The 14,805-nt window shown below is 71.0% G+C and carries 11 protein-coding genes; all 11 read left to right on the top strand.

Annotation, left to right across the window (positions count from 1 at the left end; all coding sequences use genetic code 11):
• The first annotated feature begins 372 nt into the window (after window positions 1-372).
• The 11 genes from mraZ (at window position 373) to murC (ending at window position 14,798) form a co-directional block, all read left to right on the top strand.
• On the top strand, window positions 373-804 hold the full coding sequence (gene mraZ, locus ACWF9G_RS28030; RefSeq protein WP_189033740.1) for a division/cell wall cluster transcriptional repressor MraZ: 432 nt from the start codon (window positions 373-375) through the stop codon (window positions 802-804).
• 219 nt (window positions 805-1,023) lie between these two features.
• Entirely contained in the window at window positions 1,024-2,022 is a 999-nt protein-coding gene (gene rsmH / locus ACWF9G_RS28025; protein ID WP_379089330.1) for a 16S rRNA (cytosine(1402)-N(4))-methyltransferase RsmH, read from the top strand.
• Window positions 2,019-3,071 (top strand): hypothetical protein, encoded by a 1,053-nt coding sequence (locus ACWF9G_RS28020; RefSeq protein ID WP_452518962.1) that lies wholly within the window; start codon window positions 2,019-2,021, stop codon window positions 3,069-3,071. The genes rsmH and ACWF9G_RS28020 overlap by 4 nt, the downstream gene beginning before the upstream one ends.
• Entirely contained in the window at window positions 3,068-4,951 is a 1,884-nt protein-coding gene (locus ACWF9G_RS28015; RefSeq protein WP_452518960.1) for a peptidoglycan D,D-transpeptidase FtsI family protein, read from the top strand. The genes ACWF9G_RS28020 and ACWF9G_RS28015 overlap by 4 nt, the downstream gene beginning before the upstream one ends.
• 103 nt (window positions 4,952-5,054) lie before the next feature.
• Window positions 5,055-6,647 carry a UDP-N-acetylmuramoyl-L-alanyl-D-glutamate--2,6-diaminopimelate ligase gene (locus ACWF9G_RS28010; protein WP_452518959.1) on the top strand — a complete coding sequence of 531 codons (1,593 nt, stop codon included), beginning with the start codon at window positions 5,055-5,057 and terminating at the stop codon, window positions 6,645-6,647.
• A complete protein-coding gene (locus ACWF9G_RS28005; RefSeq protein WP_452518957.1) occupies window positions 6,644-8,137 on the top strand; it encodes a UDP-N-acetylmuramoyl-tripeptide--D-alanyl-D-alanine ligase in 1,494 nt (497 codons plus the stop codon). The genes ACWF9G_RS28010 and ACWF9G_RS28005 overlap by 4 nt, the downstream gene beginning before the upstream one ends.
• The gene (mraY, locus tag ACWF9G_RS28000; protein ID WP_378847208.1) at window positions 8,134-9,210 is read left to right on the top strand and encodes a phospho-N-acetylmuramoyl-pentapeptide-transferase; all 1,077 of its coding nucleotides are present in this window, start codon (window positions 8,134-8,136) and stop codon (window positions 9,208-9,210) included. Before ACWF9G_RS28005 ends, mraY begins: the two co-directional genes overlap by 4 nt.
• A 50-nt stretch (window positions 9,211-9,260) precedes the next feature.
• Window positions 9,261-10,697 (top strand): UDP-N-acetylmuramoyl-L-alanine--D-glutamate ligase, encoded by a 1,437-nt coding sequence (gene murD, locus ACWF9G_RS27995; RefSeq protein ID WP_379310883.1) that lies wholly within the window; start codon window positions 9,261-9,263, stop codon window positions 10,695-10,697.
• Window positions 10,694-12,187, top strand: coding sequence for a putative lipid II flippase FtsW (ftsW, locus tag ACWF9G_RS27990; protein WP_379310878.1), 1,494 nt, complete (start codon window positions 10,694-10,696; stop codon window positions 12,185-12,187). Before murD ends, ftsW begins: the two co-directional genes overlap by 4 nt.
• A complete protein-coding gene (murG, locus tag ACWF9G_RS27985) occupies window positions 12,184-13,299 on the top strand; it encodes an undecaprenyldiphospho-muramoylpentapeptide beta-N-acetylglucosaminyltransferase (RefSeq protein WP_379310879.1) in 1,116 nt (371 codons plus the stop codon). The genes ftsW and murG overlap by 4 nt, the downstream gene beginning before the upstream one ends.
• Window positions 13,296-14,798 (top strand): UDP-N-acetylmuramate--L-alanine ligase, encoded by a 1,503-nt coding sequence (murC, locus tag ACWF9G_RS27980; protein WP_379310880.1) that lies wholly within the window; start codon window positions 13,296-13,298, stop codon window positions 14,796-14,798. The genes murG and murC overlap by 4 nt, the downstream gene beginning before the upstream one ends.
• Window positions 14,799-14,805: the final 7 nt, after the last annotated feature.

Genomic DNA, 14,805 nt, shown 5'->3' with positions numbered 1-14,805 from the left:
ATGGGGTGCGGCGCCGCCTTCGTCCGTCTTCGGGTCCGGCCGCCCGTCGGACCTGTGTTCAGGGTGGTTCCCCCACCTTCCTCACCGTTCCCCACCCCGCCCCCGCGCGGGCGTCCGGCGCGCGCCGATGCCGGTCGCACCTGCGATGTTTGCTGAACGTTGTCGGAACCGCAGGTTGCCGACCCGCGCGGGTTGCCCGAACACGCGATAACCCCGAATCTCGGTGATAGCTGACATGACCTGCGGAATTGCGTTGGCGGGGAGCAGGATCACCCGGGGTTTCGATTGAAAGTGGGGGAAAGTGGGGTAATGTGGGTCGCGCACTACAGGAGAGGCCGTACGGCGAGGTGATCCAGTAGGGAGGTGGCCGAGATGTTTCTCGGTACCTACACCCCCCGATTGGACGACAAAGGGCGACTGACGTTGCCTGCGAAGTTCCGAGACGATCTGGCGGGAGGGTTGATGGTCACGAAAGGTCAAGACCACAGCCTGGCCGTGTATCCGAAAGACGAGTTCACCGCGCTCGCGCGGCGGGCCGCGGCAGCGTCTCGAAGCAACCCGCAGGCAAGGGCTTTCGTCCGAGCGCTGGCGGCGGGCACCGACGAGCAACGTCCGGATGCACAGGGCCGGATCACGCTGTCGCCGGACCATCGACGCTATGCGAATCTCACGCGCGATTGCGTGGTGATCGGTTCCGTCGACTTCCTCGAGATATGGGACAAGCAGGCGTGGGAGTCCTACCTCGCCGAGCACGAGGAGGACTACGCGCAAGCCAGAGACGAGTCGCTGGGCGGGATCTTCTAGCCCGGAGCACGCGAGTGCTGCGAGGCCTCTGCCCGGGCGTGGACCCTGACGTACTTCCCCGACGCCAGGTGCCGCGCCTCGGTCAGAGACCTCGACGCATTCGCCGGTTCCATCGCAAGGGCGGTGGAGCAGCTTCATTCAGACCGCAATCTCATTCGAAAAGCACTGTGTGGCAAGGCGACCCGTCTGCGACGCGAGGCAGTATCCCGGGAGGTCGAGGTGAACCATGACACCGAGAACCCCCGTCATGTGCCGGTCCTGCTCCAACGCGCCGACGAACTGCTCGGCCCCGCGCTGAGCGAACCGGGCGCGGTCTACATCGACGCGACCCTCGGCCTGGGCGGGCACGCCGAACATTTCTTGCGCACCTATCCGAACGCGCACCTGGTCGGGCTCGACCGTGACACCACCGCGCTGAAACTGGCAGGCGAGCGGCTCGCGCCCTACGCCGACCGGATCACCCTCGTGCACACCCGCTACGACGGGATCGCCGACGCGCTGAGCGAGGCCGGGCTGCCCGAGATCGGTTCCGTGTCAGCGATTCTGATGGACCTCGGGGTGTCGTCGATGCAGCTCGACGAGGCCGATCGCGGTTTCGCCTACTCCGTCGACGCCCCGCTGGACATGCGGATGGACCCGACCACCGGCCCGACCGCCGCCGACGTGCTCAACACCTACAGCCACGGCGACCTGGCCAGGGTGCTGAAAACCTATGGCGACGAACGGTTCGCGGGCAAGATCGCCTCCGAGGTGCTGCGCAGGCGCGCGGTCAAGCCGTTCACCACCAGCGCCGAGCTGGTCGAGCTGCTCTACGACACCATCCCGGCGGCGGCGCGGCGCACCGGTGGTCATCCGGCCAAGCGCACGTTCCAGGCCCTGCGGGTGGAGGTCAACGGCGAGCTCGACTCGCTGCGCGCCGCGCTGCCCGCGGCCCTGGATTCGCTGCGCGTCGGCGGGCGGATCTGCGTCATGTCGTACCAGTCGCTGGAGGACAGGCTGGTCAAGCAGGAGTTCGCGCCACGCATCGTGTCCAGATCACCGATGGACCTGCCGGTCGAACTGCCCGGCATGGGACCGGAATTCCGGATGCTGACCCGGGGTGCGGAGAAAGCGACCGAGTCCGAGATCGAGGTCAACCCGCGATCAGCGCCGGTGCGGATGCGCGCGGCGGAACGGATCGCGGAGAGGTCAGGGAGGACACAGGAGGGGACACGATGAGCGTGCGGACGAGCACCGTCGCAGTGCCGGGGCGTACGGCCCGTCGCGTCGAGGCGGCCGATCGGGTGAAGTCCGGTGCCGCACAGCGGGCCTACGCGCGCAAGCGCACCAGGGAGCAACTGCTCGACGGCATCGAGCTGCCCGAACAGGCATCCACGATGGCCGGGCGGATCCCGTTCGTCACCGCCATCATCGGACTGCTCGGCTGCGGCCTCGCCCTCACCCTGCTGCTGACCACCCGCGCCGCCGAGGACAGCTACCAGCTCGGCGACGCCAGGGCGGTCAACCGCAAACTCGCCGACGAGCGGGCCGCGCTGCAGCGCGAGGTCGCCGCCGCCGACTCCGCCCCCGAATTGGCGGCGCGCGCCAGAGAGCTGGGCATGATCCCCGCCAAGGACCCGGCCCGCCTGGTACTCGGTCCCGGTGGGGAGGTCACCGTCATCGGCACGCCGACGCCCGCGCAGGGCGCGCCGGCACCGCCGCTGAACAGCCCGCCGACCACGACACCCAGCGGTCCGCCCCCTGGACACGTGCAGGCACAGGGTGAGCGGGTGGTTCCGGTGCAGCCGGGCGCCACGCTCCCGAGTCCGGCAGGGCCGGGGAATGCCCTCGCCGCGCCCGCCGGCCAAGGTGGTGCCCCCGCATCGGGTCCCGCCGCAGGCGCTCCGGCTCAGGCGCCCGCAGTCTCGCCCCAGCCCGCGGCGGCACCGGCGCCCGCGCCGCTCGCCCCGGCTCCGGTCGAAGCGGTAGCGCCCGATCAGGCCGCGGACGGTCAAGCTCCCGCGCCGCTCGCTCCCGCGGACGGCCAAGCTCCGGCGCCGATGGCACCCGCGGCCGGTCGAGCGCCGGTGGACGGCCAGGCGCCCGCGCAGGCCGCCCCCGCGCCGGTGACCGTGCCCGACCGGGTCGACGTCACCGCCCCCGCCGAGCAGAGCGCGCAGGCCGACACGCCGCCGCCCGCACCAGGAGTCGCGGCCGGGCTACCGAGTCCCGCGGCCCGGCCACCGAGTGAGGCGCCGCAGATCGTCGCCCCGGAGGGCGGTCGATGAGGCAGAGCGGGCCCGCGTCGCCACGGCGACGCGGGCCGGTCTCGTCGAGGGCCCGCCGATCGGGCTCGCTCTCGCCGGACCGGCCGATCCGGTTGCGCCTCGGCGTCGGCCGGGTCACCCTGCTGGCCACGCTGGCGGTGGTGGCGTTGCAGCTGCTCTACATCCAGAGCATCGCCGCGCCCGCGCTCTCGGCGCAGGCGGCGTCGCAGCGCACCACCAAGGAGACCGAGGCCGCCGTGCGCGGCCCGATCACCGACCGCAACGGCAACCGGCTCGCCTTCACCATCACCGCGAAAGCGCTGACCTTCCAGCCGGTCCGGGTGCGTCAGCAACTGGCCGACGCCAAGAAGACCAAGTCGAGCGCGCCCGATCCGGAGCAGCGGCTGAAGGACATCGCGAAATTCGTCCACGACAAGCTCGGTGCGGCAGCGCCCAAGGAAGAAGAGCTGCTGGACAAACTGCGCAGCGACAAGACGTTCACCTACCTCGCGCGCAATGTCGATCCACGGGTGGCCTCGGAGATCATCGCCAAGTACCCCGAGGTCGGCCAGGAACGCCAGGACCTGCGCGAATACCCAGGTGGGGCGCTGGCGGCCAATGTGGTCGGCGCGACCGGCTGGGACGGGCACGGTCAGATCGGCCTGGAGTCCGCGCTGGACTCGGTGCTCGCGGGCACCGACGGTTCGCGCACCTACGACCGCGGCTCCGACGGCGCGGTGATCCCGGGCAGCTACCGCGACCAGCAGCCCGCGGTCAACGGCTACGGTGTGGAACTGACGCTCGACGAGGACATGCAGTATTTCGTCCAGCAGCAGGTACAGCAGGCCAAACAGCTGTCCGGCGCGTCCTCGGCCTCGGCGGTGGTGCTCGACGCCAAGACCGGTCAGGTGCTGGCCATGGCCAACGACAACACCTTCAATCCCGCACTGGGACCACAGCATTGGGCCTCGGCCGACATGAGCAACCCGTCGGTCGCCGAACCGTTCGAGCCCGGCTCGGTGAACAAGATCGTCACCGCCGCGGCCGCCATCGAATACGGCCTGACCACCCCCGACGAGGTACTGCAGGTGCCCGGCTCGATCCGGATGTCGGGCGTCACCGTCAACGACGCGTGGCAGCACAGCACCGCGCCGTACACGACCACCGGCATCTTCGGGAAGTCCTCCAACGTGGGCACTCTCATGCTCGCGCAGCGGGTGGGCGAGGACCGCTTCGCCGACATGGTCGACCGCTTCGGCCTCGGCAAGCGCACCGGGATCGGCCTGCCGGGTGAGAGCCCTGGCCAGGTGCCCGCGCGTGACCAGTGGTCCGGCGGTACCTTCGCGAACTTGCCCATCGGCCAGGGTCTTTCGATGACGACGCTGCAGATGACCGGCATGTACCAGGCCATCGCCAACGACGGTCTGCGCATACCGCCGCGCATCGTCAAGGCCAGGATCGCCCCCGACGGCACCCGCACCGAGGAACTGCAGCCCGACGGCGTGCGCGTGGTGAGCCCGCAGACCGCGAGCACGCTGCGCACCATCTTCCAGGCGACGGTGCAGAAGGACCCGATGGGCTACCAGATGGGCACGGGCGTGCAGGCCGCGATCGAGGGCTACCAGGTGGCGGGCAAGACCGGCACCGCGCAGAAGGTGGACCCTGGCTGCCGGTGCTACTCGACCTCGTCGTTCTACATCACCTTCGCCGGGATGGCGCCCGCCGACAACCCCCGCTACGTGATCGGCATGATGCTCGACGCGCCGGTCCGCAGCTCCGACGGCACCGGCGGCGGGTCGGCCGCGCCGCTGTTCCACACCATCGCCTCCTGGGCGTTGCAGCGCGACCGGGTGCCACCCTCGCCGGAGCCCAAGCGGCTGGTGCTGGAGGCCGGGCTCTAACTCTTCGCCTTGGCACAACCCGCGTTGTCCGTCCGACACCGCGCGTCGGTAACCTGACTGCTCGTCTCGCCCACGCGCTCGATCACTCTCAGAGAGGAGCCTTGTGCCCGCGCAGTCCAGCCCGCACGCGCTCCGGCCGAACACGCCGCCGTCGACGTCGCTGCAGGCCCTGCTGGACCTCACCGGCGCCACGGTGGCGACTCCGGTGACCACCGAAACGATCGTCACCGGCATCGAGCAACGGTCCAGCGCCGTGCGCTCCGGTGACCTGTTCGCCGCCCTGCCCGGCGCCAATTCCCACGGAGCGCGGTTCGCCGCCGACGCGATCGATCGCGGCGCGGTGGCGGTGTACACCGATGCCGCGGGTGCCGCCCTGATCGGCGACGTCGCCGTGCCCGTCCTCGTGCGCGAGCAGCCGCGCGCCGTCCTCGGTGAACTCTCCGCCGAGGTCTACGGCCACCCGAGCGACCGGCTGCGCATCGTCGGCATCACCGGCACCTCCGGCAAGACCACCACCTCGTACCTGGTGGAAGCGGGCCTCGCCGCGGCGGGCCTGTCCACCGGCCTGATCGGCACCATCGAAACCCGCATCGGCGGCAGGCGGGTGCCCAGCGCGCTCACCACGCCCGAAGCCCCGCAGCTGCACGCGATGTTCGCCGCGATGGTCGAGCAGGGCGTGCAGGCGGTCGTGATGGAGGTCTCCAGCCACGCGCTGGCGCTCGGCCGGGTCGACGGCGTGCGGTTCGCGGTCGGCGCATTCACCAATCTGTCGCAGGACCACCTCGACTTCCACGCCGACTTCGAGGACTACTTCGCCGCGAAACGCAAACTCTTCGAAGCGGATTCGCCGATCGCCGCGCGCACCGCGGTGATCTGTGTCGACGACGAGTGGGGCACGCGCCTCGCCGGTGAGCTGACCGCGCCGATCACGGTGTCGACCGTCGGCCAGGCCACCTGGCAGGTCGCCGGTGACGTGCAGGCCACCGGTGGTGCGCAGGAGTTCACCGCGGCCGGACCCGACGGCGAGCTCACCGTGCGGCTGCGGCTGCCCGGCCGCTACAACGTCGCCAACGCGCTGCTCGCCGTCGCGACCTGCGCGGCCGCCGGTGTCGATCCGGCAGTGGCCGCGCCCGCGCTGGCCACCGTCGACGTGCCGGGCCGGATGCAGCGGGTCGAGCGCGGCCAGGACTTCCTCGCCGTCGTCGACTACGCGCACAAGCCCGCCGCTGTCGAATCGGTCGTCGCCACCCTGCGCGGTCACCTCACCGAGGCCGGGCACGGCAGGCTGGCCGTCGTCGTCGGCGCCGGTGGCGACCGCGACGCGGCCAAGCGCCCGCTGATGGGCGCGGCGGCGGCACGCGGTGCCGACCTGCTGATCGTCACCGACGACAATCCCCGCACCGAGGACCCGGCGGCCATCAGGGCCGCCGTGGTGGCCGGTGCGCACGAACTCCCGGCCACCGACCGCGGCGAGATCCGCGAGATCGGTGACCGCGCGGCGGCCATCGCCGCTGCCATCGCCTGGGCGCGTTCCGGCGACGTGGTGCTCATCGCGGGCAAGGGCCACGAGGCGGGTCAGGAGATCCAGGGCGTCAAGCATCCCTTCGACGACCGCGAGGTGGTCGCGGCGGCGCTGGAAACCCTGCAGACACGACACAGTCCGCAGACGGACTCGGAGGACTTGACGGTTTCATGATCGAGATGACACTGCGGGAGATCGCGGACGTCGTCGGCGGCGAGCTGCACGACGTACCCGACCCTCAGGCACTGGTGACCGGTTCGGTCGAATTCGATTCGCGCCGAATCGGTTCCGGCGATCTGTTCCTCGCGCTGCCGGGCGCCAACTCCGACGGACACGACTACGCCGCCGCCGCGGTCGCCGCGGGCGCGGTCGCCGTGCTGGCGGCGCGGCCGGTCGGCGTGCCCGCGATCGTCGTCGCGCCCGACCGCGGCTCGGTGCCGGCGACCTCGGTCGCGCTGAGCAACGACGACGACGGCTCCGGCGCCGCCGTGCTGGCTGCGCTGGCCGAGCTGGCCAGGGCGAGCACCCAGCGGCTCGCTGAACGCACCGGACTCACCGTCGTCGGCGTCACCGGGTCCTCCGGCAAGACCTCGACCAAGGACCTGCTGGCCGCCGTGCTGGCGCCACTGGGTCCGGTCGTCGCGCCGCCGGGCTCGTTCAACAACGAACTCGGTCACCCGTGGACCGCGTTGCGCGCCGGCCTGGACACCAAGTTCCTCGCGCTCGAGCTCTCGGCCCGCGGCCCCGGCCACATCGCCGCGCTCGCCCGCATCGCGCCGCCGCGCATCGGCGTCGTGCTCAATGTCGGCACCGCGCACCTGGGTGAGTTCGGCAGTCGCGAGGCGATCGCCAAGACCAAGGGCGAACTGGTCGAAGCGCTGCCCGCCGACGGGCTCGCCGTGCTCAACGCCGACGACCCGAATGTCGCCGCCATGGCGTCGCGGACCGAGGCCCGCGTGGTGAAGGTCGGCCTGTCCGGTGACGCCGACGTGCGCGCCACCGACGTGGTCACCGACGAGCAGGCTCGTGCCCGGTTCACCCTGCACGCGGGCGGGCAGTCCGTGCCGGTGCAGCTGGCCGTGCACGGCGAGCACCACGTCGGCAACGCGCTGGCCGCGGCCGCCGTCGCGCTGGAATGCGGCGCCGACCTGGCGACGATCGCGCAGGCGCTGGCGGGCGCAGGCGCCGCCTCGGCGCGCCGGATGGACGTGCGCACCACGGCCGACGGGGTCACCGTCATCAACGACTCCTACAACGCCAATCCCGATTCGGTGCGGGCCGCGCTCAAAGCGCTGGTCACCCTGGCCAAGGCGGGCGACGAGCCACGCCGCAGCTGGGCCGTGCTCGGCGAGATGGGCGAACTCGGGGACGACTCGGTGATCGAACACGACGCGATCGGACGCCTGGCGGTACGCCTGGATGTCGACCGGTTGATCGTGGTCGGCACCGGACGGCCATCCCGGGGGATGCACCAGGGTGCGGTGATGGAAGGCTCATGGGGCGAGGAGTCGGTCCTCGTACCCGATATCGACGCGGCGATCGCGCTGCTCGACGACGAGATCGCCACCGGCGATGTGGTACTGGTCAAGGCGTCGAAGGCGGTCGGCCTGTGGGCCGTCGCCGAGCACCTGACCAGGGCAGGGGAAGGTAACACGGCTCGATGAGGCAGATTTTGTTCGCGGCGGGGATCGCACTGGCGGTGTCGATCCTGTTGACGCCGTTGCTGATCCGGGTCTTCGCCAGACAGGGCTTCGGCCAGGAGATCCGGGTCGACGGCCCGGCCAGCCACCAGGCCAAGCGCGGCACCCCGACCATGGGTGGCGTCGCCATCCTGATCGGCATGTGGGCCGGTTACCTCGGCTCGCATCTGATCGGCATCGGCTACGACGCCGAGGGCCCGACGGCCTCGGGCATGCTCGTGCTCGGGCTCACCACCGCGCTGGGCGTCGTCGGTTTCCTCGACGACTTCATCAAGCTGCGCAAACAGCGCAACCTCGGGTTGTCGGCGGCGGGCAAGTACATCGGCCAGATCGGTGCCGCCGTCATCTTCGCCGTGCTGGTGCTCCAGTTCCGCGGCGAGAGCGGGCTCACCCCGGGCAGCAAGCACATCTCCTATGTGCGGGACATCTCGACGGTGTCGCTGGGCGCGATCGTGTTCGTCATCCTGGTCTGCCTGCTCGTGGTGGCCTGGTCCAACGCGGTCAACCTGACCGACGGTCTGGACGGCCTGGCCGCCGGTTCGATGAGCCTGGTGCTGGGCGCCTACGTGATCATCACGTTCTGGCAGTACCGCAACGCGTGCTCCACCGCGCCCGAAGCCGGTTGCTACAACGTGCGCGACCCGCTGGACCTGGCGCTGGTATGCGCCGCCGCGGCCGCCGCGTGCATCGGCTTCCTGTGGTGGAACGCCGCGCCGGCCAAGATCTTCATGGGTGACACCGGGTCGCTGGCGCTGGGCGGCATGCTCGCCGGGCTGTCCATCACCACCCGCACCGAGCTGCTGATGGTCGTCATCGGCGCGCTGTTCGTCGCCGAGGCGGCGTCGGTGGTGCTGCAGGTGGCGGTGTACCGCACCACCCGCAACCGGTTGTTCAAGATGGCGCCGTTCCATCACCACTTCGAATTGAGCAAGTGGGCCGAAACAACGGTGATCATCAGATTCTGGATCCTGGCCGGCATCGCCGCCGCCGTGGGTCTCGGGCTGTTCTACAGCGAATATCTCTCGCAGGTCGGGTGAGGACGAACATGGTCGAACACTCTCCCCGTGCCCTCCGCTCGCCGGGCCCCATGCTCGAATTCCTGCGTGGCCGTGACGTTCTCGTCGCAGGCTGGGGCGTCTCCGGGCGCTCGCTGATCGAACCGCTGCGCGATATCGGCGCGCACCCGGTGGTCACCGACTCCGGCGCCAAGGCACTGGCCGAGGCCGCCGAACTGGGTCTGGAGGTCGCCACCAGCGTCGAGCTGGAACGTGCCGACCTGAGCCGGTTCGCGCTGGTCATCACCAGCCCGGGCTGGCGGCCGGACTCGCCGGTGCTGGTCTCCGCCGTCACCGAGGGCATCCCGGTCTGGGGTGACGTCGAGTTCGCCTGGTGGGTCGATCAGGCCAGGATCTACGGTCCGGTCCGCAAGTGGCTGGTGATCACCGGCACCAACGGCAAGACCACCACCACCCAGATGACGCACTCGATCCTGCGCGCCGCGGGCATCGCCAGCGTGGCCTGCGGCAATATCGGCCTGCCCATCCTGGACGCGCTGCGCCGCAACCCGGGTCCGCAGGTGCTCGCCGTCGAGCTGTCCTCGTTCCAGCTGCACTGGGCGCCGTCGGTGCGCCCGGAGGCGGGCGTGGTGCTCAATGTCGCCGAGGACCACCTCGACTGGCACGGCGGCCTCGACGCCTACGCCGCGGCCAAGGCCCGTGCGCTGACCGGCCGGGTCGGTGTCGTCGGCCTCGACGATCCGGTCGCGGGCTCGCTGGCCCGCAAGGCCAAGGCGCGGCGCACGGTCGGCTTCCGGATCGGCGTGCCCGCCGACGGCGAGCTGGGCGTGGTCGACGGCAAGCTGCTTGATCGCGCGTTCACCAAGGCCGCGATTCTCGCCGAGACCTCCGACATCAGCCCGCAGGGCCCGGCAGGCATCGCCGATGCCCTCGCCGCCTCCGCGCTGACCAGGGCGATCGACGTGGCGCCGCAGTTCGTCAAGGAAGGCCTCGCCGAGCACAAGGTGGGCCCGCACCGCACCGCGTTCGTGCGCGAACTGGGCGGTGTCGAGTTCATCGACGACTCCAAGGCCACCAACCCGCACGCCGCGCGCGCCGCGATCATGGCGTACCCGCACGTGGTGTGGGTGGCGGGCGGTCTGCTCAAGGGCGCGAGCGTCGACGACCTCATCGAGGAAGTGGGCGACCGGCTGGTCGGCGCGGTCCTGTTCGGGGCCGACGCGCCGGTGATCGCCGCCGCATTGGCGCGACACGCACCCGAAGTCCCTGTCATCGAGCTGGATGCGGGAGACGATGCAGACATGGAGTCGTCGAGATCCCAGCGTGCCGAGGCGGTCATGGGCCGCGCGGTCCGCGCGGCGGCGGGCCTGGCCCGCGCCGGAGACACCGTGTTGCTCGCTCCCGCTGGTGCCTCCCTGGACATGTACGACGACTACACCCACCGCGGACGCTGCTTCGTGGACGCGGTCACGGCACTGGAAGACGGTGACATCGGGCGGGCGCTATGACACAGACGCGCCCGGCTGACCCGTCAGCGCCCGGAGGAGGCAGCTTGCGTAACCACGTAGGGCGCCGGGGCAGACGGAGTTCGACACAGCCGGGATGGGCGGGGGAGCGCTTCGGCGCCTGGTTGGCCCGTCCGCTCGCGTCCTTTCATCTGATCGTCACCATCGCGACCCTGCTCACTGTGCTCGGCCTGGTCATGGTGCTGTCGGCGTCGAGTGTCGAGGCCTACGCAGGCGGTGGGTCGGCCTACTCGCTGTTCATCCAGCAGGCCATGTTCGCCGCCCTGGGCGCTGTCGCGTTCTACATCGCGCTGCGGCTGCCGCTGCGGTTGCTGCGGCAGTGGTCGTTCCCGATCTTCAGCATCTCGGTGCTGGCGCTGGTGCTGGTGCTGATCCCCGGCATCGGCGCCGTCCACGGTGGCGCCCGGCGCTGGTTCGACATCGGCCCGCTGTCCATCCAGCCGTCCGAGGTCGTCAAGGTGACGCTGGTGGTGTGGGGTGCGCATCTGCTGGCCTCGCGGCGCGGCGCCCACCTCAAGGACATCCTGGTGCCGCTGGTGCCCGCCGGGCTGCTGGTGTGCCTGCTGGTGGTGCTCGAACCGAACCTGTCGACCACGATCGCGCTGGGCGTCGTGCTGATGGCGCTGCTGTGGTTCGGCGGGCTGCCGGTGCGGTTGTTCGTCGGGATCATGGTCAGCGGGGTGGTCGTCGCGTCGGTGCTGGCGCTGTCGGCCGGCTATCGCTCCGACCGGGTGCGCGCGTTCTTCAACCCCGGCGACGACCCGCAGGGCGTCAATTATCAGGCGCGCCAAGCCAAGTACTCCCTCGCCGACGGCGGCATCCTCGGCCGCGGGCTCGGGCAGAGCCGCGCCAAGTGGAGCTACCTGCCCAACTCGCACAACGACTTCATCTTCGCCATCATCGGCGAGGAACTCGGCTTCCTGGGATGTATGGCGGTGCTGGCGCTGCTGGCGATGTTCGTCTACGCCGGGATCCGGATCGCGCTGCGCTCCGTCGACCCGTTCCTGCGCCTGCTCACCGCCACCGCCACCACCTGGATCACCGCGCAGGCGCTGATCAACATCGGCTATGTCGTCGGGTTGCTCCCGGTGACCGGACTGCAGCTGCCGCTGGTGTCGGCGGGTGGTTCGTCGCTGGCGATCACGCTGTTCATGTTCGGCATCATCGCCAGCGCCGCCCGGCACGAACCGGAAGCGGTGTCGGCGTTGCAGGCAGGCCAGGACGGCAGGCTCAGCCGGCTGCTGCGCCTGCCGATCCCCGAGGTGTATACCCCGGCCAGGGCCGATACGCCGCGCAAGTCCGCCGCGCGCGGCAAAGCCGAACGCCCACGCCAGGCGCCCCGCCGTCAGCCGCCCGCCGAGCGCAGGCGACGCACGCCGCAGAGCCGCGGCACCAATTCGCTACGGTCGACCAGAGCATGGGAACCGACCTATCCGATGCCACACGCGAAAGAACGAGGTAGATCCAGGTGAGTCACCCGCGCACCGGGTTGTCGGTGATCGTCGCAGGCGGCGGCACGGCCGGCCATATCGAACCCGCGTTGGCCGTCGCCGACGCGCTGCGCAAGCTCGACGATTCGATCCGGGTGACCGCCCTGGGGACCGAGCGCGGTCTCGAGACCAAGCTCGTCCCCGAACGCGGGTACCCGCTCGAGCTGATCCCGCCGGTGCCGTTGCCGCGCAAGCCGTCGGCCGACCTGCTGCGCCTGCCCGGCCGGGTGCGCGCCTCGGTGAAGCGGACCAGGGCCGTCATCGACGAGGTGCAGGCCGACGTGATCATCGGCTTCGGCGGGTACGTCGCCCTGCCCGCCTACCTCGCCGCGCGCGGCGGACTGTTCGGCCGCAAGCGCGCCGTTCCGGTCGTGGTGCACGAGGCCAACGCCAAGGCGGGTATCGCGAACAAGGTCGGCGCCAGGCTGGCCGCGAAGGTGCTTGCCGCCGTTCCCGATTCCGGACTGGCGAACGCGCAGGTCGTCGGGATCCCGGTCCGCGACTCCATCACCGGACTGGACCGTCCGGCACTGCGCGCGCAGGCCCGCGCCCACTTCGGCCTGCCCGCCGAGGGCCCGGTCCTGTTGGTGTTCGGCGGTTCACAGGGCGCGCGCAGTCTCAACGAGGCCGTCTCCGGCGCCGCGCCGCAGCTGGCCGCCGCCGGGATCTCGGTGCTGCACGCGCACGGACCCAAGAACAGTGTCGAGGTGAGCACCGCCGACGCGGACGCGCCCTACGTCGCGGTGCCGTACCTGTCCCGGATGGACCTGGCCTACGCGGCCGCCGACGCGGTGGTGTGCCGCTCCGGCGCGATGACCGTGGCCGAGGTGTCGGCGGTCGGGCTGCCCGCGTTCTACGTGCCGCTGCCGCACGGCAACGGCGAGCAGGAGTTCAATGCCAGGCCCGTGGTCGCCCAGGGAGGTGGCAGAATTGTCGCCGACGCCGACCTGACCCCGAAATACGTGATCGATGAGGTGATTCCGCTGCTGCTCGACCCTGCTCGACTCGCCGAGATGAGCCGCGCCGCGGCAGGCGCAGGCCATCGCGACGCTGCCGACACGGTGGCCAGGATCGTCACCGAGGTTGCCCGATGAGCGGGATCAGTGAGGACGCCGGCACCGGGCTGCCGCCCGAGCTCGAACGGGTGCACATGGTCGGCATCGGCGGCGCGGGCATGTCCGGCATCGCCCGGATTCTGCTGTCGCGCGGTGGCGCGGTGTCCGGGTCGGATGCCCGCGAGAGCCGCGGCGTGCTGTCGCTGCGGGCGCGCGGCGCGCAGGTCCGCATCGGCCACGACGCCGACGCGCTCGACCTGCTGCCCGGCGGCCCGACGGTCGTCGTCACCACCTACGCCGCCATCCCGAAGACCAATCCCGAACTGGTCGAGGCGAACCGGCGCCACATCCCGGTGCTGCTGCGCCCGACCGTGCTCGCCGCGCTGATGCGCGGGCACAAGACGCTGCTGGTCTCGGGCACCCACGGCAAGACTTCGACCACCTCGATGCTGATCGTGTCGCTGCAGCACTGCGGCGCCGATCCGTCGTTCGCGGTCGGCGGTGAGCTCAACGAGGCTGGCACCAACGCCCACCACGGCAGCGGCGACATCTTCGTCGCCGAGGCCGACGAGTCCGACGGCTCACTGCTGCAATACGACCCGGACGTCGCCGTGGTCACCAATATCGAGTCCGATCACCTCGACTTCTTCGGCACCGACGAGGCCTACATCCAGGTGTTCGACGACTTCGCCGACCGGCTCGCCTCCGGCGGCCTGCTGGTGGTGTGCCTGGACGATCCCGGCTCGCTGGCACTGGCCCATCGCGTCGCGCCCCGGCTGGCCGAGCGCGGCGTCGAGGTCCTCGGCTACGGCTCCGGCGACCTGACCGACGCCCCGGTGACGGTCGGCGCGCGGCTGATCGACTGGCAGCCGCGCGATGTCGGCGGCATCGTCGAGTTCCAGCTGGCGGGGGAGACCACCCCGCGCACGGTGCGGCTGTCGGTGCCGGGCAGGCACATGGCGCTCAACGCGCTGGCCGCCCTGCTGGCCGCCAGGGCCACCGGCGCCGATGTCGACGAGATCGTCCAGGGACTGGAAGGTTTCGGTGGCGTGCACCGCCGGTTCCAGTTCACCGGCCGCGAGAACGGCGTGCGTGTCTTCGACGACTACGCCCACCACCCCACCGAGGTGCGCGCCGTGCTCGAGGCCGCGGCCCAGCTCGTCGCCCAGGAGGCGCGCGACGGCGCCCGCACCCGTCGCGGCCAGGTGATCGTGGTGTTCCAGCCGCATCTGTACAGCCGCACCGCCACCTTCGCCACCGAGTTCGGCACCGCGCTGAGCCTGGCCGACGAGGTGGTCGTGCTCGATGTCTACGGCGCGCGCGAGGAGCCGCTGCCCGGCGTCAACGGCGCGCTGGTGGCCCAGGCGGTGACCAGTCCCGTGCACTACCAACCGGATATGTCGAAGGTGGGCAGGCAGGTCGCCGCGCTGGCTCAGCCCGGCGACGTGGTGATCACCATGGGCGCGGGCGATGTGACCATGCTCGGCAGCCAGATCCTCGACGGCCTGCGGGCGCGGCCCCAACAGGCCGGCCGGTGAGATTGCC

This window comes from Nocardia sp. NPDC055029 (assembly GCF_053608525.1).
This window is presented reverse-complemented; position numbering and strand designations above follow the sequence as displayed.

What these genes read in the sequence shown, in the direction of transcription:
- ftsW (WP_379310878.1), top strand. Translation starts at nt 10,694, where the DNA reads ATGACACAGACGCGCCCGGCTGACCCGTCAGCGCCCGGAGGAGGCAGC.
- ACWF9G_RS28015 (WP_452518960.1), top strand. Translation starts at nt 3,068, where the DNA reads ATGAGGCAGAGCGGGCCCGCGTCGCCACGGCGACGCGGGCCGGTCTCG.
- mraZ (WP_189033740.1), top strand. Translation starts at nt 373, where the DNA reads ATGTTTCTCGGTACCTACACCCCCCGATTGGACGACAAAGGGCGACTG.
- murD (WP_379310883.1), top strand. Translation starts at nt 9,261, where the DNA reads ATGCTCGAATTCCTGCGTGGCCGTGACGTTCTCGTCGCAGGCTGGGGC.
- murC (WP_379310880.1), top strand. Translation starts at nt 13,296, where the DNA reads ATGAGCGGGATCAGTGAGGACGCCGGCACCGGGCTGCCGCCCGAGCTC.
- ACWF9G_RS28005 (WP_452518957.1), top strand. Translation starts at nt 6,644, where the DNA reads ATGATCGAGATGACACTGCGGGAGATCGCGGACGTCGTCGGCGGCGAG.
- ACWF9G_RS28020 (WP_452518962.1), top strand. Translation starts at nt 2,019, where the DNA reads ATGAGCGTGCGGACGAGCACCGTCGCAGTGCCGGGGCGTACGGCCCGT.
- mraY (WP_378847208.1), top strand. Translation starts at nt 8,134, where the DNA reads ATGAGGCAGATTTTGTTCGCGGCGGGGATCGCACTGGCGGTGTCGATC.